The sequence below is a fragment of the Desulfobacterales bacterium genome, assembly GCA_030066985.1.
Lineage (GTDB): Bacteria > Desulfobacterota > Desulfobacteria > Desulfobacterales > JAHEIW01 > JAHEIW01.
The window spans coordinates 93,746-116,477 of sequence record JASJAN010000025.1 but is presented as its reverse complement, the minus strand read 5'-3'; the positions used below and the strand labels follow the sequence as shown (position 1 = coordinate 116,477).

The window sequence follows — 22,732 nt, the reverse complement described above, 5'->3', positions numbered from 1 at the left end:
TCTATTTTAGAGAAAATTCTTGTAAGAAGATTATCCTATCCTACTCTGATATTAAGATATTATTCTTCCAGCTCTATCCGCACCAGCGGCGCCGGCCGCCGTTCGGAAGTCACCCAGACCGATTTGCCGTAAAATCCGAAACAGACAGCTTCCTGTTGCACCAGGGTTTCAAAGCGCAAACGCCGGGGCTTTTTCTGGAAGGCTTCCGGCCAGCCATCCTGGGTTCGGCGCCTAAACAGATAAGCATGATTATAGTTTAGCACCACCGCCGACAGACCATCGGGTGACAGGTCCATGTCCGTGGGCCAGGTAAAATGCGGCACGCTCGCCAATTTGCGCGCCACGGCCGGCGCGGTTGAATCAGCGGGCTGCAGCGCCACCTCATACAGCAGGGGTGTCTGTCCGCGTTTGGTCATCAGCAGCACGCTTTGATGGGCCGCATCCACACTGGCAGCCTCGCAATCCCGCGGGCCATCCTCATAGGTAAAGTGGATCTGCCAGGCAATGGGGATTACCGCCTCACTGTCCAAACCGGTGGCGGTCACGTCCGGCTCTTTGACCACATAGAGTGTGGCGTTCGGGCGCTGCTCCCAGTTGTCGCCGACATCGGCAATCAACAGATAAGCGTTTTCCCCAAGGCGAAATGAGGCCAGCGCCTCCCAGTCATTGTTTTGGGCGCCTTCTACCCGGAAGGTGCCTAAGTCAGCCCCGTCGCTGCCGACCGCATACAGCAGCGGATCATCACCGCCGTCATTGATGGCCCACAGCAGGCTCGGATAAACGCTGGATGCGGCCAGCCCACTGACTTCCGTGAGCTGCGGATTGGTCAGCGTGCCGACCCGCGCAGGCGCACCTACAATCTCAGGGTCCGCGCCTTTTGTCAGCAGATCAGCGGCACAGCCGGTGATGGCAAGGATCAGGGCGGCCATTGTCAGCAGCACAAGACATGATTTTGCCGTGCGATCCTTTTCGGGCAGCTTTATCAGGGCTCTTGGTTTCACCATTGACAGCCAAAATGCTCGGGTTAGGGTGAATTGGAGGTTGATGTGCAGCGCTGATATTAATTCCCGCTTGTTTGAGATGTCAAGATTTTAAACGCTGCGGGGATGATGGCAGGTTCAAAACAAGAAAAAATGGGGTCACCGAAAGTGACCCCAACCAACCTATAACAGATTATTTTTTAATATGGTTATGCAGAAAGCTCAAGTTAGGCACACAAAACCACGAAGGGCACGAAGGACACGAAAGGATAAAAGTAAACTAATGTGTTTTCCCTTTGAGATCTTCGTGTTCTTCGTGGTGCAAATCATATCAGATGCATCCTATTGGAGTTTCCCAGATAACCGCATTTTTTCATTTTTCGTGTCCGGCTTAATTGGCGAAAATATTATCCAGACGCTCCAGATCGTTGATCATGCCCCAATCGCCGCCGCCCTTTTCAACCTTGCCGCGCCAATCCTCGACGCGCGCCAGATATTCCTTGGGATCCATATTATCGCCGCGCAGCTTGGTGACATTTAAAGCGATGACGTTGTAATCCGGCAACTGAAAGGGAATATCGCGCTTGTACCCTTTGGCCAGTTCCTCTTTCAGATCTGAAAAAATCAGGATGTATTTTTTGCCGGATTCGGCTTCGTTCAGGTATTCAATCGCCTGCAGGATACCGCCTGAGATATCGGTATACGGGCTGCCTTTGACGGTTTTGACAAAGTTTTCAACGTTCTGCATAAAGGCCCGTTTCTGGTTGTTGGCCACCGACGGGCGTTCGTCAAAGGTGACTTTGGCGACAATATCTTTTTCACTGAAGCTGCCGGTATCAATGCGGGCCACCGCCAGGGTATCGCCGGGTGACAGAACCCCCAGCAGGTAGTTGAGTATTTTCTGAGCTTTTTGCAGCTCCACGGCATAGGTGCCGGAGGTGTCCAACAGCATATAGACACCGGTGGAGCGGCTTTTGGTATCAGTGCAGCCTGCAATCAGCATGCAAATGACAACGGCGAGAGCGAATAATTTTTTCATTCCTGATGTTCCTTTATTTGAATCGTTTCCTCGTAGCTGTCGACGGCTTTCTCGACCAGCTTTGAATTATCGGGGATTTCTCCTTCCGGCAGAGCCACTTTTTTGCCTCTGGATGCCAGTATAATACCTTCCAGCCAGATGGCAGGAAAAATCGCCAAATCATATAAATTGACGATGAACCTGCCGGCGTAAAACCCGATGTTGCCCAGCAGGCGCAGGAAAAAGGCAAATATTCTGAGCAGCCAGGCGGCCCCTGCGCCCAGCACGGTGCGCGCTGATGCCACAAACATTTCCAGCGGGATGGCGACGAAGGCCAGCGCAAAAGGCAGAATAAAACCCAGGACCATTTGCCCGACGGTGGGGATGATACTGGGCGCCAGCCCCAATTGTTCTGCACCGGCCAGGGTTTGGCGCAATACTTCCATATCGTGCGCAATACGGTCCCGCATAAAGGCCAGGGCTGATTCCACACCGGCCAAAATGGCCAGCAGGGTAAAGGTGATGATGATCATGCGGTGGCGCATTTTATCATCCATTGCGCCGATGATCGGAAACAGCCGGGTGATGCGCAGCGATTCCATCAGAAACAACCCCATGGTCAATTCCACCAGAATGATTACCAGACCGGCCACATCCGAGGTTTTAAAAGGGCCGATGTAGCTGGCGCCGCCGACCATTTCAGACATGGGCAGCGCAATCAGGTTAAAATTGATAATCGCCCCGCCAATGGCAATCAGCAGCACCAGTCCGGCGATGGCAAATTGTGTCAGCGCCGAGGTGGACAGGGCCCGTGCCGCTTTATCGGAGCCGGCGCGAATTTTTTCGTATTCGTTCATACTGCGGTCAACTGTTTTGGCGCGCTTTTTGATGTTGGCGATGGAATTGGAGATGCCGTCCAGGGACCGTTGCACCTTACGCCAGAAGGGCATCATTTTATTTAAAATGCCGTGGCGCGCGGCTGTGGAATTACGATAGTCCTCGACAGCTTTCTTGTTCTGTTCGGTGAGCGAGCGGTTGATTTCAGCCAGCATATTGGCCACCATCGAGTCACCGCTGTGCTCGATTTTAGCAATGGACTCGATAATCGGCATCCAGTTGGGCAGCGACGGCGGCACATCGGCGCTGTTGGTATAGTCTTCATCCAACTTGACGATGACTTCCGATAACTGACGGTGAACATTGGGATAACCGTCAAGATCGCGGGCTACTGCGGCGGCAATGCGATCAAATTCCCGCTCGACGACCCTTTCGGAATTTTCCAGGCCAGCGGCCATCAGAACTTCCCGATTGCGCAACACCAGGCGCTTTTCCGCCGACAGCACTGAGGCTGCGCTCAGCCGCAAGGCATTGCGAATGATTTTGCTAAACGACATGACCGCCCTGTGAAACGGCCGCCGGGCAAAATACAGTGCCAGCAGAAACAATACGATCCAAATGAGTATTGATAGCGCTGGGCTGCTGGTAATGTTCAACATATTGGCGAATGTCATAAAACCCTCCATTTTGGTCTATACCGCTTTTTTCGGATATGATCTGCAGTTCAGCATGCGGTATTCGTGGCTGTAAGAAAACGCTGCAATATCAAAGCGTTTTCTTAACAACCACTCTATAACTACGGCATATTTCGAGGGCAACCTGATCGGGTATAATGCTTACGTGGTTATCGGACGGCAGTTTCAGATTTGATATAATTGTTATCAGTCTATCAAAAAACACACTCAATATCAATTTTTCGCAGCCCTCAATTTGGGTATAAAGCCATTTTTTATCCCGGCATTGCCGGCAAATGTCGCACTTGCAAGCTAAGCGAAAGCCACGCCCGGGGGCGTGGCTTTCCGCTAAAATGCGCCAGTTATGCGCATTTGGTTTGCTTACTGGGTGATTTCAAAATTGAGTGTTTCCAGCAGGTTGCCAGACATGTCCAGCACATCCACACGCCATGAGCCAATCTCATGCGCCTGAATGGCTTTTGAGCTGTAAGTGCGCCATGAGTCTCCGTTTACGGCCAGAGGCACTCGGGCGCGCTCGACATCGCCATAACTCCAGACATGCACGACCTCGGTGGGTGTTGCGGCACCGACAACTTTGGTAAAGCAGTACAGCCGCGGTGTCGAATTGGTAAATTGGGATCCGACGTTAACGGCTTCACGATCTTCAACTCTTTCACAGATGGCAGCGGCCACAACGTCAAGTTTTTCCGTTTGCTGGGCGCTGGCTGCCGGAATCAAAAAAGACACACACATTAGCCAAATGACAACACTGGAAAAAGAAACTTTGGTTTTCATCAAACTCTCCTCCTTAAATCCAAAGTAATTGAAATTATTCTCAATAGGTGGTGAACCCATTGAGACACCGGATGCGGTGCAATAAATGCTACGACACCTCATATCGGTATAAATGATGATAAACTTTAGGGGTTTTTCACAGGCTGGCGGCGGCCACCGCAAAGGGCTGCACCACCTCAGGGGATCAGATAATCAGTGGGTTGCAAGGCGACGGGACACACCCACAGCAGGGCCATGGATATGCAACTTACGCCCATAGGCAGATCTTCGATCGATTGTCAGGATTTAAGAGATTAGCGTTCGTATTTAACGTTGCCCTCAAAGCTGGATGGGTCGTTAAAATATTTATCCGGATTGCTCAACAGGGTTTCTAGACGATAGCGATAATACCCCAGGCGCACCCGCTTGTTTTTAAAGGAACCAAAATAATCCAGTGGTTTTTCTTCTAGTTCAGCGATTTTTGTTTCCAGGCGCTGTTTTTCTGCTTCTACACGGTCTTGCTGGGTGGGCTGCTTGTTTTTTTCAGCTTCTGCAGCCTTTCTTCTGGCTTCGGCGGCTTCCCGCTGCTCTTCTCTCTCAAGATCCCTGAGCAATTCGGTAAGCTCTTGGTTTTGCGCGTCAGTGCGCTTTTGATCGGCGGCTGCATTGTGCGGCTCTTCTTCAAATATGACCTCTGCGTTGGTGGCATTCTCAGGAGGCTGATTACCGAAATGCTTGACGCCGTTTTCATCTGTCCAGGTATAAATATCTGCGAATGACGCCGGACCCCACAGCAAGACTCCCATCACAAACAATATGGTGAGGATGTGTCTCATAATTCACCTCTCATTAAAGCCATCGGCAAGCAGAATACGGGGTATTTGCTTGAAAGCTTTTGCTTATCGGCGGGTTGCGGTTTTTCCTCAGTGCCAATATAACGCTTAAAAAATTCGCTGTCAATCGAGCCGGGCTGCGGCCAACCGAATTAATCCTGCTCGATATATGATTTTAAAATCTCTCCTTGGGGCGCGGGCACACTATCAAATTTTACACCGAATCCGCGGGGGCTTCCCCATGATATCGTTCCGATCAGTTTAAACGGCTTGGTGATATTGGGCAGCATAAAATTCAGACCGATTTTTTGACCGATAGTAAATGTTTCCGCCGTTTCTATAAACACCCCGCCGACACTGATATCCAGGATATAGCTTTTGTAATCTTTATTTTGAATACGGTATTTGGCGTTTATCAAGCACGGCTTGCGGGGGTTTTCCCGCATCGAAGATTCATTTCCTTCCAAACTGACCGTTGTTTCAGGCATCTCCATCGTTGGCATGGCTTCTAGTTGCTCGAGCAAAATGATTTGCTGATCTTCAGACATTTCCACGATCAGTTTGCACAGCTGGGAGGTGACATCGTCACCGATGAGCTGCTTTAACAGAATTAATTTTTTATCCCTCGGCATGTCATTGACCAGTTTAAATAAGCGGGCGGTGATGCTATATTTGCCTAATTGCGGATCCAAATCCAGCATGCGAATGCTCCTTGGTGAAGTTTAATGGGATTCGATCACCTAAAATTTTATTGGTTAAGCGGTTAAGTGTCAATATTTATTTTAGATTTTAGACGGTTAGACTCTATGGTCAACCGACCGAAAGAAATGCCGCTCACTGCGGCGGCTTTTAACGTCCAATGTGTCTATGCGGATAAAACCGATATACAATGGAGAGGTCAGGCAGGTTCTTCGCTAACAATTTCATATTCGGTGGTGATTTTGGCCACACCGCGCACGGTGGCGGCCACTGAACAGTATTTTTCCTCCGAGAGCTGAATGGCCTGCTCAACGGCTTTAGCGGTCAGATCCTTACCGCCGAGCCGGTAGGTGACATGAATTCTGCGATAGGTCCAGGGGGGATCCGGGTCCTGTTCGCCATTGGCGGTGACTTCGAGCAGCGTGAGCTTTTTGCGTTTTTTTTCTAAGATTTCAACCACATCCACCGATGAACAGGCCGCCAGGGCCACCAGCAGCATCTGGGAGGGACTGACCCCGATCCCGTTTTTTTGGCCGGACAATACCACCGAATGGCCGGTTGAATCCACCCCCACAAAGTTTCTGTCATTTAACCAACGAACTGTTGCTGTTGCCATTGTTGTTTCTCCTGCTTTTAGTATTTTGTGTTTTGATTTACGATTTTCGGGCTGCGGGTAGCGTCTTTTAAATTTCAAGTATCAAGTATCAAGTATCAAGTATCCAATTGCGGGTTACGTGTTACGCGTTTCAAATTTTAAGTTTCGAGTTTCGAGTTTCGGGTTACGAGTTGCGAGTTTGGTGGGTTGAGTTTTCGATTACGATTACGAGGACGAGCACGAGGACGAAATCCTAAATAGCTTATTTTACTCGTCCTCGTCCTCGGAGCGGTTTCAACTCAACTGTTGCCGGCAACTTTTATGACCACCAGGGTGGTGTCGTCAGCGGCTGTGACGCCCTGCTGAAAACGATCTAATTCGGCCAGAATGGCATCCTGAATCTGGGCGGAGGTGGCATGCGCATGCTGACGGATGATATCGCAAACGGCCTGCCGGCCAAACATCTGATCCTGGGGATCGCGGGCCTCCCAGATCCCGTCGGTGCTCAATAAAATAATCTGCCCGTCGGTTAAATTTTCTCGCTGATTCTCTGAAAATCGCCAATCGGCGTCAACGCCAAGAGCGATACCTTCACCGCTCAGCTCGTCAAAGCGACCGCTGGCGGGATCGAACAGCAATGCCGGCTCGTGTCCGGCCCGCACCCAGCTCAACCGGCGGTTGTCCGTATCGATTTGAAGATAAAACAGGGTGATGAAACGTCCGGTGTCTTCCACGTCCTGGGTTAACTGGCGATTGACGTCACCGACGATGTCGGCAATGTTGCCGGCCAGCGTCGTGCGCTGCCGTAAAAATGCGCGGGCCGAGGCCATCAGAAGGGCAGATGGGATGCCGTGATCGGATACATCGCCGATGACCACGCCGTATTTTTGAGCGTTTTTGTCGGCGCTGTCAAAAAAATCAAAATAATCGCCGCCGGTCTCATCGCAATAGATGCTTCTGCCGGCGATATCCAAACCGGGGAAAAGCGGATCTGCTGCAGGCAGCAGGTTTTGCTGCACTTCCTTGGCCAGATCCAACGACTGGCGCAGACGATAGCGATCTTTTAGGCCTTCGGTCATCTGATTGAAGTTTTCTCCCAGTGCGCCCAGTTCATCGTTGCTGTTAACCGTTACGTTTGCCGACAGATCGCCTTTTTCAACCTTCGCCATGGCGGCTTGCATCTGTCTGATCGGATCAATGATGCCGGTTGAAAACGAGCGTGACAGGATGACGGCCACAGCCAGGGTGACGGCCAGCAAAAAGGCCGTTAGGTACAGCAGGCTCTGAATGACCTGGCCCGGGTCCATCTCCAGCATCATGCTGGCTTTATTGTACGATAAAACCGCCATCAGGATCAGCGGCAATATGCTGGCCAGTACAAAGATAATCAGCATGCGGGCACGCAGTCTCAGACGAAATACGCCGGGTGTGCTGGCCAGCCCTCCTGCAGGAAAAAAATAGGGCCAGATCTGGCGGCATTTGGTTTCGGTGATGAAAAATATAATCGCGGCGGTGATGATACCGCCGATAATGCAGCCGATAAAAACCCTCAGCCCATCAATCAGATCAACCATTAATGGTGCGGTGTTGCTGGAATCAGCTATGATACTGAAGATTGTCATGGTGATGGCCGCCAGAAACCAGTTAAAAAAACTTACCAGTGCTGAAAAAAACGGCATTTCAAGGATTTTGCGCTGGGCCTTTTTTCTCAGATGGGGCTCAATTTGTTTGTTCTGGGCAGTTAACTGTAAAAAACGCTCTAAATCTTTCATCCAGAAATTGAAAAAGAAGAAGGCAATGACAGCCAGGACCGGGAACATGATGCCCACGACGACAAACGTATTTTGAACCCGCATGGCTGCAAACACGCGGTCAAAAAAAACAAAATAAGACGTGACGATGATGGCGCCGATCAGATTGGCCGCTATCTGCCACCAGCTCACACTGCGCCCGCCTGTTTGAAACATGGCGTGCAGAGTTTCCGGTGTCCCGCTGGTTTTTGTGTTCATGCCGTCACCTGTGAAAATTCGGGGGTGAAGATATAAGTCGGTTTCCGCGATATCCGTTTGACACTCAGAATGCTTTTATCTATTATTTTCTGCTACAATAGCGCAACAGAATTTTGAACTTCTGCCAAAAAAGGATCATCCGCCATGGGAACACTAAACAAAACCGCGTTAAACGATCAACATGTCAAACTGGGCGCCAACATGGTTGAGTTTGGCGGCTGGGAAATGCCGCTGCATTATGAATCCGGTATCATCCAGGAGCACCTGACCACCCGCAAGGCCGCCGGTCTTTTCGATATTTCGCATATGGGCCGCTTTACGGTGCGGGGCAAGGATGCAGTTGCTTTTTTGCAGCACGTGCTCAGCAACAACGCCGCCGCCCTGGAGGAAGAAGAGGGACATTACACGATGATCCCCAATGAAAACGGCGGTGTTATCGATGATGCCTATCTGTACCGCTTTGTGCCCGATGAATTCATTTTAGTGGTCAATGCCGCCAACCGTGAAAAGGATTTTGCCCATCTGGAAAAAATCCGCCCGGCATTCGGCGATGTGGAATTGATCGATCGGACCGCGGAGATGGCTATGCTCAGCCTGCAAGGGCCCACTGCCAAAGACATCATGCTGGGTTTAATCTCCGGCGGACGCCTGCCCGAACCGCTGCGCAACTGTTTGAGCACCGCGCAAATCAACGGCAGCCAGGTACTAATATCGCGCACCGGCTACACCGGCGAGCCGATATGTTTTGAGCTTTTCATCGCGCGCAACGATGTGGCCGCCATCTGGCAGGCGCTGCTTGTTAAAGGCGCGCAACCCATCGGCCTGGGCGCCAGGGATACCCTGCGCCTGGAGGCCATTCTGCCGCTCTATGGGCACGAGCTGGGGCTTGACCCCGAGGGCAATGAAATACCGGCCTTTGCCAGCATGCTGGCTCGTTTCAGCGTCAGCCTGTCACCGCTCAAAGGTGATTTCATTGGACGGGCGGCGCTGACCAAGCAATATGAAGCCTTTAAACGGATCGTTGATCGCGACTTTTCGCTGATTGCCGATCTGCCGCGCATCATCCAGCCCATCGCGCTGATGGACAAGGGCGTTGCCCGGGCCGAAGCCAAGGTATTTCGCGGCGAACGGCATGTGGGTTATGTGACCAGCGGGACGATGGTGCCGCTGTGGCAGAGCGATGGTGTCGGGTTGTCCACGCGTCAATCCGAAGAAAAAGGCCGGCGCGCCATCGGCCTGGCGCTGCTGGACAGCAATCTGGTGGAAGGCGATGAAGTCGAGATCGACATCCGGGGCAAACGCGCCCGTGCGGTCATTGTTCCCTATCACCTGCGGGCCGAAGCGCCGCCCCATTGCTGGCCGATCCATCATGATCAATTGCGCACCGACCGTGAAGCGGTGTGTGCGGCCGAAGAGATGGCGCAAAATGCCAAAACGCTGATCGGCAAAGCCATCGACAACCATACCTGGCGCCAGCAGCAGTGCATCAACTTGATCCCTTCCGAACAAACCGCCTCCCCACAGACGCACATACTTTCGATCACGGACCCGGCCGGCCGGTATGGCGAACACAAACAGGTCAAAGCGTTCAAGGAGGCCAATGTGTTCTACTACCAGGGCACCGATTTTATCGCTGAGACGGAATATTTGCTTACCTGCGAGTTTCAGCGCTTTTTAGGGTGCCGCGAAGTGGAAACCCGGGTGATTTCCGGGCAAATGGCCAATATGGCAGTGTTCAGTGCCCTGGTGGATTATGTCAACCGCGCCGATCGCAAAAAAGAACAGCGCCGTATTCGCAAGGTGATGAACAATCATATTATCAAAGGCGGCCATTTGAGCGCCCAGCCGATGGGCGCCCTGCGGGATTTCGTGATGCGCGATCCCAAATGGGAAAAGCCGGCGGTGGTCAACTTTCCGGTTCTTGAAGACAACCCTTATAAAATTGATGTTGAAGCCGCCCGGGAATTGATCTTTGAACATCGACCGGAGCTGATGATCCTGGGTAAAAGCATGATCATTCATAAAGAGCCGGTGCAGGAAATGCGCGCCATTATTGATGAGCTCGAGCTGGAATGTATGTTGATGTATGACATGGCGCATGTGCTGGGACTGGTGGGCCCTTATTTCCAGCAGCCTTTTGAGGAGGGGGCCGACATTGTCACCGGATCGACCCATAAAACCTTTTATGGCTCCCAGCGTGGCATTGCGGCCGTAAATTATGCCGAAGACGACGTGCATTATGCCTTCTGGGAAGCCATTCAGCGAAGGGCTTTTCCCGGCAGCACCAGCAACCACCACCTGGGCACTTTACTGGGTCTGCTGCTGGCGGCCTATGAGATGAATGCCTTCAAAGACGAATATCAGAAAAATGTGGTCACCAACGCCAAAGCATTTGCCTCGGCCTTAAAGGAATGCGGGCTGGATATTGCCGGCGATCCGTCGATTTCCTATACCGAAACCCATCAGGTCATCATCAACGTCGGTTATGCCCGTGGACCTGAAATCGCCCGCCGCTTGGAAGACAATAACATCATTCTCAACTACCAGGCCGCACCGGACGAGGAAAGCTTTTCAGCATCCGGCTCACTGCGCACCGGCGTGCAGGAAATGACGCGCTTTGGCATGGCAGCCGAAGATTTCAAACAGCTGGCCCAGTTGATGGCAGACGTTATCCTGAAAAACAAAGATGTGAAAAAAGAAGTGACGGATTTTCGCCAGCGCTTTGTAGAGATGCACTACTGCTTTAAGGGCGACGAGTTTGATGAGTTAGAACAGAAATTACACAGCTTGTTTTAGAGGGCGATACAGGTATTAACAGGTATGGCATGAATCGGTCATATCATTTTCTTCCAGGCGCTACGAATAACAAGTAGCCGGTGGCCTGATATTTGGGATTTGGGCAACGCTTAATTTCAATCCAAAAGTCAGGGTGCCGATCATCCCAAATATCAGACCACGATCTACACTTCTATCGATTTGGTAACGTAGCGCCTTTCAGAAAAAAACATGACCTTTTGTAGACCTAAACTTGCATTTCTTTATTCTACAGGCTCAACGGGCAACGGGCTCAACCGGTAACGGGCTCAATCCGCCGGAGGCGGACTCAACCGGCGCAATTATTGACAGCACCAAGGAGGGCAATCATGGGGGAAATCCGAATGATTGGGGAAATGCGCACGGATTATGATTGCGAAACCAGCGGCCTGCCGGCCGAACGCTGGGGCGAAGCGGTTTTTACAATCGGAGATGAGGAAATTGTCGTTGAAATCAGTATTGAAAAGGACGTTGTTGTGGCCATTATGGTTGGCGAGGATGCCGCCTGGCGGGGAACACTCAAAGGGTTCAAACAGTTTTTAAGAGGCGAATTAGAAGCGGCTGTTTGATGGCGGCGTCCCTGGTCCGATCGATGGCTTTCACGGAGCGCTATGCAGCTGAACGATGTAATGGCTGAGTTGAAATCGATGGGCGATACGAAATCGGTTGCCGGCATGGCAAAATTCGGTATCAAATCCGACCGGGCGCTGGGAATTTCGATCCCGAATCTTTTGGGGCTGGCCAGAAAAATCGGCACCAATAATAAGTTGGCCGGCCAATTGTGGCCGAGCACCATTCATGAAGCCCGTATCCTGGCCTGTATGGTCGCCGATCCTCAACAGGTGTCCGAAGCGCAGCTGGAGCGCTGGGTCAAAGATTTTAATTCCTGGGATTTGTGTGATCAATGCTGCAATCGATTGTTCAGTAAAACATCTTTTGCGCGCCGGAAGGCGCTGATCTGGTCTCAGCGGCCCGAAGAATATGTCAAACGCGCCGGCTTTGTGCTGATGGCTGTCACGGCAGTGCATGACAAAAGCGCAGCAGATCGGCAGTTTGACCCTTTTTTCAAACGGATAAAGCAGGGGGCCATTGATGATCGCAACTTTGTTAAAAAAGCGGTCAACTGGGCCCTGCGTCAGATCGGCAAGCGCAATCTATCACTGAACAGAAAAGCCGTAGCTGTAGCCGAGGAGATCCAGCAACTGGAATCCCGCGCGGCCCGCTGGGTGGCCAGTGATGCACTGCGGGAGCTGCGCAGCAACAAGATCCAGCAGCGACTGTCTCGCAAAGCCGCTCGCTAGCCAGCTGCACAGCGCGCACTTCTTGGATTTATTGACCAACTACTCCACCAGGACACACTCCACCATGCCCAGGGCGGCCGATATTACGTTGACGGCATCATTGAGGTCCAATGTGGCAGTGTTAATCGTCAGATCATAATTGTTGGGATCGGCAATATCGGCATTAAAATACTTGCGAATAAACGCCTTGCGGTCCGAGTCGGTTCGCAAAACCCGTCGCTTTGCGTCTTCTGGAGACAGGTCGAACTCTTTGGCAACATTTTCAGTACGCCAGGCCAGCGGGGCCACGATGCGAACGGCGAATCTTTTATCATTTGGCAAAATAAAGTTGGCGCCCCTGCCCACAACGATCGCCCGGCCATGATTTCCGATGGTGCCGATAACTTTCATCAGATGCTGCATGTAGCGGTCCGGCCACAGGTGGCGATCGTGCACCAGAGAGGCAATCCAGTGTTCCAAAGTATTCAAGCCGCGCTCATCCAGGGTTTCCAGCAGCGTTTCGCTGACATCTGCGTCTTTGGCGATTTGATGGATAACTTCCTGATGGAAAATATCGATCTTCAGTTTTTCGGCCAGGCGGCTGGCAATGATGCGCCCTCCGCTACCGGGCTCTCTGGATAACGTAACGATGGACACGCCCTCTTTTTCAGGGACCTCCTTTTTCTGGCTCAGATGCCAGCGATGCACCTGCTCTTCAATAATTTGAGGGATACTTTTCATAGGACCTCCTTATATTTAAATTTGAAGGTATGGTTTATGTAAACAGGGAGACGCAAAATTGGGTCTGCATCATCCCGGCACCGCTGATGCAAACAGCATCTTATTATTTTAAAATTAAGACCCTGAAAAATCGGTGTCAATTTTTATTGGTTTCTAATGGCCAGGGAAACTAGCTGGATTCATCTAAACCATCTGCATAGCTCTTTTGGACGGTGTGACGAGCTGTTTTAAGGCCTTTCCCGATCAGGGTTGTCCGCCTTGGGCGCGATGATATAACATCAGGCCTAAATTTTAAAAAATGAACTTAAACTGCCAATTATCAAAATTCGGAGACCCCCATGATTGATAGAAAAGTGACGACGGTCATCGATGCGGAAAAATGCATCGGGTGTGAATTATGCGTCAAAGTATGCCCTTCCAATACCATCAGCATGCAGGATGACAAGGCCCGGGTAACCGGTGAGCGTTCATTACAATGCGGTCACTGCATGGCGGTATGCCCGGTGGCTGCCGTGCGGGTGGATGCCATCGATGCTCAAAGCCTGGCGTTTAACAGTTTTGAGCTCAAAAGTCGCTGGCTGGCTCCGGGCGATTTTGATACCGCCCATCTGGTTCAATTGATGGCATCGCGGCGCTCGTGCCGCAACTATACCGACCAGGGCGTGGAGCGCACCCTGCTTGAAGATATGGTCAAGATCGGCACGCAAGCACCTTCAGGCACCAACAGCCAAAAGTGGACTTTTACGATTTTGCCCAATCGGGCCGCTGTGGACGCATTTGGGCAGCGCATTGGGGCCTTTTTCAAAAAACTGAATCAACTGGCCGAAAACCGTTTGGTTTGCAAAGCGCTCAAACTCATCGGCAAACCCGCTTTGGACAATTATTACCGCGATTATTACCAGTCGGTTGCAGAGGCTCTGCAGGAATGGGAGCTTTATGGTCGCGACCGTTTGTTTCACGGTGCTCCGGCAGTTATTGTTGTGGCGACGCAGCCCGGCGCCAGCTGCCCCACAGAAGATGCCCTGCTGGCCACCCAAAACATGCTGCTGGCGGCCCACAGCATGGGGCTGGGCACATGCCTGATTGGTTTTGCCGTCGAAGCCATGAACAAGGATGCCGGAATCCAGCAGTTTCTAAAGATTCCGGCAGAGGAAACGATCTGCAGCGTTATCGCCATCGGCTACCCAGATGAAGACTATGAGGGTTTGACGGGCAGGAAAAAGGTGCTGATGCGGTACTTTGAAAGTTAGTTTGGGTATTCGGTATTGGGCAATGGTAGGGCGTTATTGAACCTGCTGGTTTTGCAGGAAGGATGTCAGGATGGAGTTCAGCTTGTCCAGATAGCCGGCGTAAAAGTGGTCACAGCCGTCGATGATCTCAAAACGGGCATCTGAATTCCAGATCGACAACAGGTCGCGGATTTGGCCTGCAGGTGCGATGTCGTCCCGGCTGCCGGTGACCACCATTTTCAGACAGCTTAGTGTGCTGACATCGCCAAATTCAATGAATCCAACCGGCGGCGCCACCATCAGCATAGACGCGATGGCAATGGGATCATTGGCAATCAGTCGGGCATTGACCCAGGCGCCGAAAGAGTAGCCGGCCAGATCTACTGCACTGACGCCCTTTTCTTGAATGCTTGCAATAGCAGCGCGAACATCGTCCTGCTCGCCAATCCCGTTGTTAAAGTCTCCCTGACTGCCCCCCACGCCTCTGAAATTAAATCGCAGGGTGGCATAACCGTTTTGGCGGTAGGCACTTTGAATGGTTTCGACGACCGGATTGTGCATCGTACCGCCATACAGAGAATGGGGGTGGGTGATCACAACACCCCTGTCGCCGGTGCCGGCCTGCCACAGGCCTTCCAGCGCATAGCCTCCGGAGGGTATGGTCAATTTTTCTTCCGTCGCCATAACTAACCGACCGTATTTAAAATATTGATGATATCACGGCCAAATTCTGTCACCTGCCAGTTTTTGAGCCCCTTTATTTTGGATAGACTGCTCTTGTTAACGGGTTTCTGCACGGCGATGGCGCTGATCAGGGCCTTGGTGCAGATGATGGCCGGATCCACTTTCAGCTGTTCTGCCATGCGGTCCCGCCAGGTACGGAGCTCTTTAACGCGTTTGGCCACTATCGCGGGAACCATGGGAGCGGTTTTGCGCGGGTATTTCGGTAAATTTTTGGTTGGGATCTGCCGGGCTTTGGTAACGGCCGCCATAATGCTGCTGCCGTATCGATCGAATTGTTTTGATCCCAGAATTTCCGATTTTTTGAGTTTGGTTAGATTCTGCGGGCGTGCCTCGGCCAGCTTCAGCAGGGATTTGTTTCCAATAATTCTGAAAAGGGGTTTGTCCTGCCGCAGTGCAATTTTTTTGCGCATTTGCAGCAGCTCTTCAAGGACTGCCAGCCCCCTGGGACCCAGTTTGCCGGCACCTTTAAAAGCCACAAACAGGGGGCGCGAATTGTTATTAGCCGGTCTGACCCTGCTCAGATGGTGGCATTCCTCTTCAACCCAGCCCAGACGCCCCTTGTTTTTAAGCTCCTGTTGCAGGCTTTTTGCCAGCGGGATCAGATAGCGCACATCCTTGGCGGCGTAGGCAATCATTTCTTGCGGCAGCGGGCGTTTTGACCAATCTTTACGTTGATATTTTTTGTCCAGGCGCACATTGTACCGCTTTTTAAGCACAGCTTCCAAACCGGTCTCTTTAAATCCTAAAAAGCGGCACGCCAGCTCGGTGTCAAAAAGATTGTTGATGTTGATTTTAAAATCACGATAAAGGGAGCGAATGTCATAATCGGCCCCATGAAAGACTTTCAAAATATCGCGGCGTTTAAAAACAGGCTTCAAAACAGTCAGGTTATCCAATTGCAGGGGGTCAATGACGGCCGTGGTGTGCGAGGTGGCAATCTGGATCAAACAGACCTTCTCGCGGAAATGATACATGGAGTCTGCCTCAAGATCAACGCCGATAATGCGCTGTTTCGCCAGCCGGTTGGCAAACCGTTCGAGTTCGGAATAAGTGGCGATGTTTAGGTGGCGGTGAGCGCGGCGTCTTCGCATTTTTTACTTGACCCTTCTGAGCGTTTCGCTTATCGGTTTAGTTCCCTTATCCGTTTCGGGCGCGTGATGATTGATAAAACATAAGTATGGTTTATATTTCTATTAAACCCATACTCAAAAATAAAAAACTCCCCGTTGATTTTTACATCAATTGGGGTTTTAATTTAGGCTTTGCTTAGCTTCTTAAGAATGGTATCCTTTCATTTTATACCGTTTTTAACCAATTTATCAATCGTTCAATTGTTACAGTGGTGAAATGACTATGGTAAATATAACACTTCCAGACGGCAGCCGAAAGGCTTTTGAGAATTCTCCCACCGGAACAGACCTGGCAGAAGGCATTTCCGCCGACTTTGCCCGTCGCTGCGTGGCCATGGAAATAAACGATGAGCTGGTTGATTTGAATACAGCAATCAGCGGCGATGCCCGCGTGCGTCTGATCACCGAAAAAGATCCTGAAGCGCTGCACATATTACGGCACTCGGCGGCTCACGTGATGGCCCAGGCGATATTGCGGCTTTACAAGGATGCCAAACTGACCATTGGCCCGGCCATCGAGGACGGGTTTTATTACGACATCGACATGCCGCCGGTGTCAGAAGATGATTTTCCCAAAATTGAAGCTGAAATCAAAAAAATCATCAAAGCCAAGATGCCGATCTACCGCAAAGAGATCCCCAAAGCCGAAGCAATTGAATTTTACAAAGATGAGCCTTACAAGCAGGAAATGTTAGCCGATTTGGAAGACGGCACCATCTCGATCTACCAGCAGGGCGAATTTACCGACCTGTGCCGCGGCCCCCATGTGCCGCATACCGGACATGTCAAAGCCCTCAAGCTGGTCAAGGTGTCAGGCGCTTACTGGCGGGCGGATCCGACCCGGGCCCAGCTGCAGCGAATTTATGGAACAGCTTTTTTTTCCAAAAAAAAGCTGAAGGCCCACCTGAATTTTCTGGAAGAGGCCAAAAAAAGAAACCATCGCAAAATCGGCCAGGCGCTGGATCTGTTCAGTTTTCACGATGAAGCGCCGGGGATGCCATTTTTCCATCCCAAAGGAATGGTGGTCTGGAACACCCTGTTGGACTATTGGCGCGCCGAGCACCGTGCTGCCGGATACGTGGAAACCAAAACGCCGATTATGCTCAATCGCGCGCTGTGGGAAAAAAGCGGCCACTGGGAAAATTATCGCGAAAATATGTATACATCGAGCATTGATGACAATGATTATGCCATCAAACCGATGAATTGCCCCGGCGGTATGCTCATTTATGGTCGCAAACCGCACTCATACAGGGATTTGCCGCTGCGTGCCGCAGAGGTGGGGCTGGTCCACCGGCATGAACTCAGCGGGGTGCTGCAGGGTCTGTTTCGAGTGAGAGCCTTTCATCAAGATGATGCCCATCTGTACATGATGCCCGAGCACATCAAAGATGAAATTCTGGGGGTGCTGTGTCTGTCCGAGCGAATGTACACCACTTTTGGGCTGGGGTTCCATCTCGAGCTGTCGACGCGGCCGGAAAAATCCATCGGCAACGACGCCCAATGGGATGAGGCCACCACCGGTTTAGAATCCGGTCTCAAGGCTTACGGCCACGATTATACGCTCAATGAGGGCGACGGCGCGTTTTACGGACCCAAAATCGATCTGCATATTAAAGACGCCCTGAACCGCACCTGGCAATGCGGCACCATCCAGCTGGATATGGCCTTGCCGGAGCGCTTTAACCTGACCTTTATCGGCAAGGACAACGAGCGCCACCGACCGATTATGATTCACCGCACGGTTTTCGGCTCGATCGAACGCTTTTTGGGCATCCTGATCGAGCATTTTGCGGGCAAGCTTCCGCTGTGGCTAGCGCCGGTTCAGGCCACGATATTGCCGATCAACGATGACCTGATATCCCATGCCCAGGCGGTCAAAGCCGAGCTTGAAAAAGCCGAGCTGCGGGTGGAGATCGATGATCGGGCCGAAAGCCTGAACAAAAAAGTCCGCGAAGCCCAGCTAAATCAAATCCCGCTGATTTTGACGGTGGGGGCCAAGGAGAAAGATGCCGGCACCCTGTCGGTACGCACCCTGGATGGCCACGTCAAATACGGCCTTTCCCACGATGAATTTCTAAATACGGTGCAGGCGCATATCCGCAAACGGGAGCTGGCATTGGACCTTTTTAAGGAATAGGGCCTAACAGATTAATTTTTAGACAGGATTTACAGGATTGTTCGGATTTCCTTTTTCTCGCCACTTTCCGGAAGAAAGTGGCGAAACCCAATCCCGCCCTACGGGCGGGAAAAATTCTTACTTAAATTAGACGCCTCAAAATAAAAATACGCGACTAACTTTTATTTATGATGAGTATTTTTTTTCGCCGAAGGCGATTGAAATTTTTGGCTTTCATCCGGAAAGCCAAAAAAATATCCTTAAAATCCTGTTAATCCTGTCTAATAAAAAAGGAAATCATAAAAACAAATCCATAGAAAAAGGCAGTTAAAACTTATATGGGCGATAACGAAAAACATAATGCCGGGGTGAAAACATCAAGAATTCAATGGTGCGATTTGCGCTGCAAATGGGCCGATAGTGCCAAACTCGATGCCCTGGATGGCAGTTGCCATACCTTTCAATCCCTGTGGTGCAAGAAGCTCAAAAAGCATGTCACCAAAAATTCGCCATGTGAGGTGCACTTCGGTAAACGCCGCCCAACCACCCGTTTTTGAGCTATCTTTAAATTTGCACGCAAAGCCGCTAATGTCCAAAGACGCTAAATATCCTGTTTATCAAATATAAAAAAACTTTGCGACTTGGCGTCTTTGCGTGAGGCTTTTTTGGATTCAACTCAAGAATTCTGCCCTATGGCTGATAAGCTTCAATCAAAAGTTCGTCTTTTCCTCCTCTACTGGCTGCCGTTGATCGCCGCCTGTGTGGCCATATTCATTCAATCCAGCTTCCGCGGCCCTGAGCGTATGCCGGAGGTACGGTTTTTAGACAAACTGCTGCATTTTGGGGCTTATGCCGTGCTGGCGATCCTGTTCTATAGAGCCTATGAGACCCTGCCGCTTAAAAATAGCCGTAACCTTCTGATATTGATAAGTATTTTCTCAGCAACCCTCTATGGTATCAGTGATGAAATTCATCAATATTTTGTTCCCTTCCGGCATGCCGATATGATGGATGTGGTTGCCAACACAATCGGCAGCATTTGCGGCGTCCTTTTTTACGATAGGTGGAAAATGCGAAAAAAAACGCCATTGCCCGGCAACCCATGACACCGAAGGTGCAGCCGGCCAACCGCGACGGATGGCCCAAGTTGCCCCTGTCATGTCAGCGGTGTCGAAAATCGATTTTGCAAAGCGATGCGGATTGACAAGATCTGTGAATTTCGCTACAACAAAATGCTTGAATGGATATTGAGGGATTGCTTCATGCCGATCCTTTCGATCATCCGAAATGATGTATTTCCTGCCATATAAACCGATCAAAGGAGTGAAACCGGATGCCTTCCGAAAACAGCGTTCTCATCAATGGCAACGAATTACCGTTTGAACCCGACGATACCATTCTGGATGTGGCCCATCGACACAGTATTGATATCCCGACGCTTTGTCATCTGAAAGGAGCGACCCCCACAGGTGCCTGTCGCATGTGCGTGGTTGAGGTAAAAGGGGCGCGCAGCCTTGTAGCGGCCTGCGCCGCGCCGGTGGCCCCCAATATGGAAGTCCAGACCGAAACACCCAAGGTCATCGAAGCGCGTCGGATGGTCCTGCAGCTGCTGCTGTCTTCCGGCAACCACAATTGTGCCGTTAGCGGCAGCACCGCCAACAACTGGACCGAATTTCAATTGAATGTCATCAAAGCTGAAGAAGATACGGAACTGTGCCCGGTCTGGGGGGACTGCCGCCTGCAGGACCTGGCTTTTCGCTATCAGGTTACCGGTGAGCAGTTTGAGCCCAACGAAACGGCCTATCCAATGGAAACGGCCAATCCGTTCATCTTGCGCGATTTTTCGCGCTGCATTCAGTGCGGACGCTGCGTTCAGGCCTGCAACGAAGTACAGGTAAACCAGGCCATACATTTTGGCTACCGCGGCGCTGCCAGTAAAATTATTGCGGCCGGCGATCGACCGTACATCAACTCGGATTGCGTCTTTTGTGGTGAGTGTGTCCAGGCGTGCCCGGTAGGCGCCCTGGTTGAAAAAGATTCACGCTACGAGGCCCGCCCCTGGGAAACCCAAAAGGTGCGCACCACCTGTAGCTATTGCGGGGTAGGCTGTCAGCTCAATCTGCATGTCAAGGACAACCGGGTGGTCAAGATCAGCGGGGTGGAGGAAGCCAAGCCCAATTTTGGCAGTCTTTGCGTCAAAGGGCGTTTCGGGTTTGACTTTATCCATTCACCCGATCGTCTCAAAACCCCTTTGATTAAAGAAAACGGGGCCTTGCGTGAAGCTTCCTGGGATGAGGCCCTGGATCTTGTGGCCGATAAGCTGAGCAAGATCAAAGCCGAGCATGGCGCTGATACCATCGGGTTTTTAACATCGGCACGCATTACCAATGAAGAAAATTATATCGCCCAAAAATTTGCCCGCGCAGTGGTACAAACCAACAATGTGGACCACTGCGCCCGGCTCTGACATTCTTCCACCGTGGCCGGTCTGGCCGCAGCTTTCGGAAGCGGGGCAATGACCAACACCATCGCCGATATTGAAGAGGCGGATGTCATTTTAATCACCGGATCCAATACCACTGAAAACCATCCGGTGATCTCCAGCGGGGTTAAGCGGGCCGTCACCCAAAAAGGGACCAAACTCATCGTTGTCGATCCGCGGCGCATCCGCATCACGCGATATGCGGACAAATGGCTGCGCCAGAATTTGGGAACCGATGTGGCCTGGATCAACGGTTTGATGCATGTGATCATCAAGGAAGGGCTGCACGATAAGCAATTCATCGAAAACCGCACCGAGGGTTTTGATGAAATGCAGCAAATGGTTGAAAAATTTACCCCGGATATGGTGGAGCAAATCACCGGTATCCCGGCGAAGGATATTATCGAGGCTGCCCGGCTGTTTGCCAACGCCGAGCGCGGCTGCATCTTATACTGTATGGGTATCACCCAGCACACCACCGGGACCGATAATGTCAAATCTTTGGCCAATCTGGCCATGCTGTGCGGCAATATGGGCATCGCCGGCGGCGGGGTCAATCCACTGCGCGGCCAAAACAATGTGCAGGGCGCCTGTGACATGGGCGGGCTGCCGGATGTGTATTCCGGTTACCAGAAAGTCATTGATGAGGCAGCGCGCCAGCGCATGGCTGAGGCCTGGGGGGTTGACACGCTGCCCGACCAGCCCGGCATGAAGGTCACCCACATGATGCCGGCCGCCCATGACGGCACCTTTAAAGCCCTGTATGTCATCGGTGAAAATCCGGTGGTTTCCGATGCGGATGTCAACCATGCTGAAAAATGTTTGGATAATCTCGAGCTTCTGGTGGTGCAGGACATCTTTCTGACCGAAACCGCCCAGCTGGCCGATGTCGTTTTGCCGACTGCCTGTTATGCCGAAAAAGACGGCACCTTTGCCAATAGCGAGCGTCGCGTCCAGCGGGTGCGCAAAGCCGTTGACCCACCCGGAGAGGCCTGGGACGATTGGAAAATTCTGTGTGAAATTTCCAAGCGGATGGGATTTACCATGGATTATGACAGCAGCCAGCAGATTATGGAAGAAATATCAAAGGTGACGCCGTCTTATACCGGCATCAGCTATGAGCGCATCGAGCATGAGGGGCTGCACTGGCCCTGCCCGACAGCCGAACACCCCGGCACCCCCATCTTGCACGGTGCGCAATTTACGCGCGGCAAGGGTCTTTTCCATGCCATTGATTTCATCGAGCCGGCCGAAAAGACCGATGCGGAATACCCCTTGTATCTGACCACCGGCCGGCTGCTCTACCAGTACCATACCGGCACGATGTCCATGCGAACCGGAGGGTTGAATCAGATTGCGCCGGAGGCCTTTGTGGAAATTTCATCACAGGATGCGCGCAAATTCGAATTCGAAGACGGCACCCTGGTCAACATAGCCTCTCGTCGGGGCACCATCCAGGCGCGCATTAAAATATCGCGCAAGGCTGTTGACGGGACCGTTTTCATTCCTTTTCATTTCGCTACCGCAGCTGCCAACCGGTTGACCAACGGGGCACTGGATCCGATTTCGGGTATCCCGGAATTTAAGGTGTGTGCGGTTAAGGTCTCCAAAGCCGCATAGCTGCCTTAAAGCCATCTCAAAAATGCACCTAATCCGCCTGAGGCGGACCCTTGAGCGTGATCTACTATTTTTGAGATAGCTTTCGCCAACTAGGTTATAACATAAAAAAACCCGGCCTTTGATAGGCCGGGTTTTTGTTTGTTTTGAAATTAGA

Annotated in this window: 19 protein-coding genes; 8 read left to right on the top strand and 11 right to left on the bottom strand. The window is 51.5% G+C overall.

Annotated elements, in window-relative coordinates; genetic code table 11:
* Positions 1–59: 59 nt before the first annotated feature.
* The 8 genes from QNJ26_14460 to QNJ26_14425 all read right to left on the bottom strand — a co-directional run bounded on the left by QNJ26_14460 (position 60) and on the right by QNJ26_14425 (position 8,419).
* Positions 60–1,004, bottom strand: coding sequence for a hypothetical protein (locus QNJ26_14460; protein MDJ0986741.1), 945 nt, complete (start codon positions 1,002–1,004; stop codon positions 60–62).
* 367 nt (positions 1,005–1,371) lie between these two features.
* The gene (locus QNJ26_14455; protein MDJ0986740.1) at positions 1,372–2,019 is read right to left on the bottom strand and encodes a hypothetical protein; all 648 of its coding nucleotides are present in this window, start codon (positions 2,017–2,019) and stop codon (positions 1,372–1,374) included.
* Positions 2,016–3,509: a hypothetical protein gene (locus QNJ26_14450; protein MDJ0986739.1), complete on the bottom strand. Its 1,494-nt coding sequence runs from the start codon at positions 3,507–3,509 to the stop codon at positions 2,016–2,018. Before QNJ26_14450 ends, QNJ26_14455 begins: the two co-directional genes overlap by 4 nt.
* A gap of 381 nt (positions 3,510–3,890) precedes the next feature.
* On the bottom strand, positions 3,891–4,304 hold the full coding sequence (locus tag QNJ26_14445; GenBank protein MDJ0986738.1) for a DUF2914 domain-containing protein: 414 nt from the start codon (positions 4,302–4,304) through the stop codon (positions 3,891–3,893).
* Between the two features lie 293 nt (positions 4,305–4,597).
* Positions 4,598–5,119 (bottom strand): DUF4124 domain-containing protein, encoded by a 522-nt coding sequence (locus QNJ26_14440; GenBank protein MDJ0986737.1) that lies wholly within the window; start codon positions 5,117–5,119, stop codon positions 4,598–4,600.
* A gap of 149 nt (positions 5,120–5,268) precedes the next feature.
* Positions 5,269–5,817, bottom strand: coding sequence for a PilZ domain-containing protein (locus QNJ26_14435; GenBank protein MDJ0986736.1), 549 nt, complete (start codon positions 5,815–5,817; stop codon positions 5,269–5,271).
* Between the two features lie 197 nt (positions 5,818–6,014).
* Positions 6,015–6,431 carry an OsmC family protein gene (locus tag QNJ26_14430; GenBank protein ID MDJ0986735.1) on the bottom strand — a complete coding sequence of 139 codons (417 nt, stop codon included), beginning with the start codon at positions 6,429–6,431 and terminating at the stop codon, positions 6,015–6,017.
* Positions 6,432–6,709: 278 nt separating this feature from the next.
* The gene (locus tag QNJ26_14425; GenBank protein ID MDJ0986734.1) at positions 6,710–8,419 is read right to left on the bottom strand and encodes a SpoIIE family protein phosphatase; all 1,710 of its coding nucleotides are present in this window, start codon (positions 8,417–8,419) and stop codon (positions 6,710–6,712) included.
* A gap of 144 nt (positions 8,420–8,563) precedes the next feature.
* Here QNJ26_14425 and gcvT point away from each other — a divergent pair, with 144 nt between their 5' ends.
* From gcvT to QNJ26_14410, 3 genes are all read left to right on the top strand, one after another.
* The gene (gene gcvT / locus QNJ26_14420) at positions 8,564–11,215 is read left to right on the top strand and encodes a glycine cleavage system aminomethyltransferase GcvT (protein ID MDJ0986733.1); all 2,652 of its coding nucleotides are present in this window, start codon (positions 8,564–8,566) and stop codon (positions 11,213–11,215) included.
* Positions 11,216–11,562: 347 nt separating this feature from the next.
* Positions 11,563–11,802: a hypothetical protein gene (locus QNJ26_14415; GenBank protein MDJ0986732.1), complete on the top strand. Its 240-nt coding sequence runs from the start codon at positions 11,563–11,565 to the stop codon at positions 11,800–11,802.
* Positions 11,803–11,844: 42 nt separating this feature from the next.
* Positions 11,845–12,534, top strand: coding sequence for a DNA alkylation repair protein (locus QNJ26_14410; GenBank protein MDJ0986731.1), 690 nt, complete (start codon positions 11,845–11,847; stop codon positions 12,532–12,534).
* Between the two features lie 39 nt (positions 12,535–12,573).
* Here QNJ26_14410 and QNJ26_14405 read toward each other — a convergent pair whose 3' ends face one another.
* A complete protein-coding gene (locus QNJ26_14405) occupies positions 12,574–13,254 on the bottom strand; it encodes a cytidylate kinase-like family protein (protein MDJ0986730.1) in 681 nt (226 codons plus the stop codon).
* Between the two features lie 338 nt (positions 13,255–13,592).
* Between QNJ26_14405 and QNJ26_14400 the strand changes: the two genes are divergently transcribed.
* Complete coding sequence (locus QNJ26_14400; GenBank protein ID MDJ0986729.1) at positions 13,593–14,504, top strand: nitroreductase family protein; 912 nt, start codon at positions 13,593–13,595, stop codon at positions 14,502–14,504.
* A gap of 33 nt (positions 14,505–14,537) precedes the next feature.
* On the opposite strand, the gene QNJ26_14395 is transcribed toward QNJ26_14400, so the two are convergent.
* Positions 14,538–15,167, bottom strand: a complete 630-nt coding sequence (locus tag QNJ26_14395; GenBank protein MDJ0986728.1) for a CocE/NonD family hydrolase — start codon at positions 15,165–15,167, stop codon at positions 14,538–14,540.
* Positions 15,168–15,169: 2 nt separating this feature from the next.
* Positions 15,170–16,318 (bottom strand): HRDC domain-containing protein, encoded by a 1,149-nt coding sequence (locus tag QNJ26_14390; GenBank protein MDJ0986727.1) that lies wholly within the window; start codon positions 16,316–16,318, stop codon positions 15,170–15,172.
* Positions 16,319–16,580: 262 nt separating this feature from the next.
* Between QNJ26_14390 and thrS the strand changes: the two genes are divergently transcribed.
* From thrS to fdhF, 4 genes are all read left to right on the top strand, one after another.
* Positions 16,581–18,497: a threonine--tRNA ligase gene (thrS, locus tag QNJ26_14385; GenBank protein MDJ0986726.1), complete on the top strand. Its 1,917-nt coding sequence runs from the start codon at positions 16,581–16,583 to the stop codon at positions 18,495–18,497.
* A 317-nt stretch (positions 18,498–18,814) separates the two neighbouring features.
* Entirely contained in the window at positions 18,815–19,033 is a 219-nt protein-coding gene (locus tag QNJ26_14380) for a hypothetical protein (protein MDJ0986725.1), read from the top strand.
* Between the two features lie 135 nt (positions 19,034–19,168).
* On the top strand, positions 19,169–19,582 hold the full coding sequence (locus QNJ26_14375) for a VanZ family protein (protein MDJ0986724.1): 414 nt from the start codon (positions 19,169–19,171) through the stop codon (positions 19,580–19,582).
* A 227-nt stretch (positions 19,583–19,809) separates the two neighbouring features.
* Positions 19,810–22,578, top strand: a complete 2,769-nt coding sequence (gene fdhF / locus QNJ26_14370) for a formate dehydrogenase subunit alpha (GenBank protein ID MDJ0986723.1) — start codon at positions 19,810–19,812, stop codon at positions 22,576–22,578.
* The last annotated feature ends 154 nt before the right edge of the window (positions 22,579–22,732 follow it).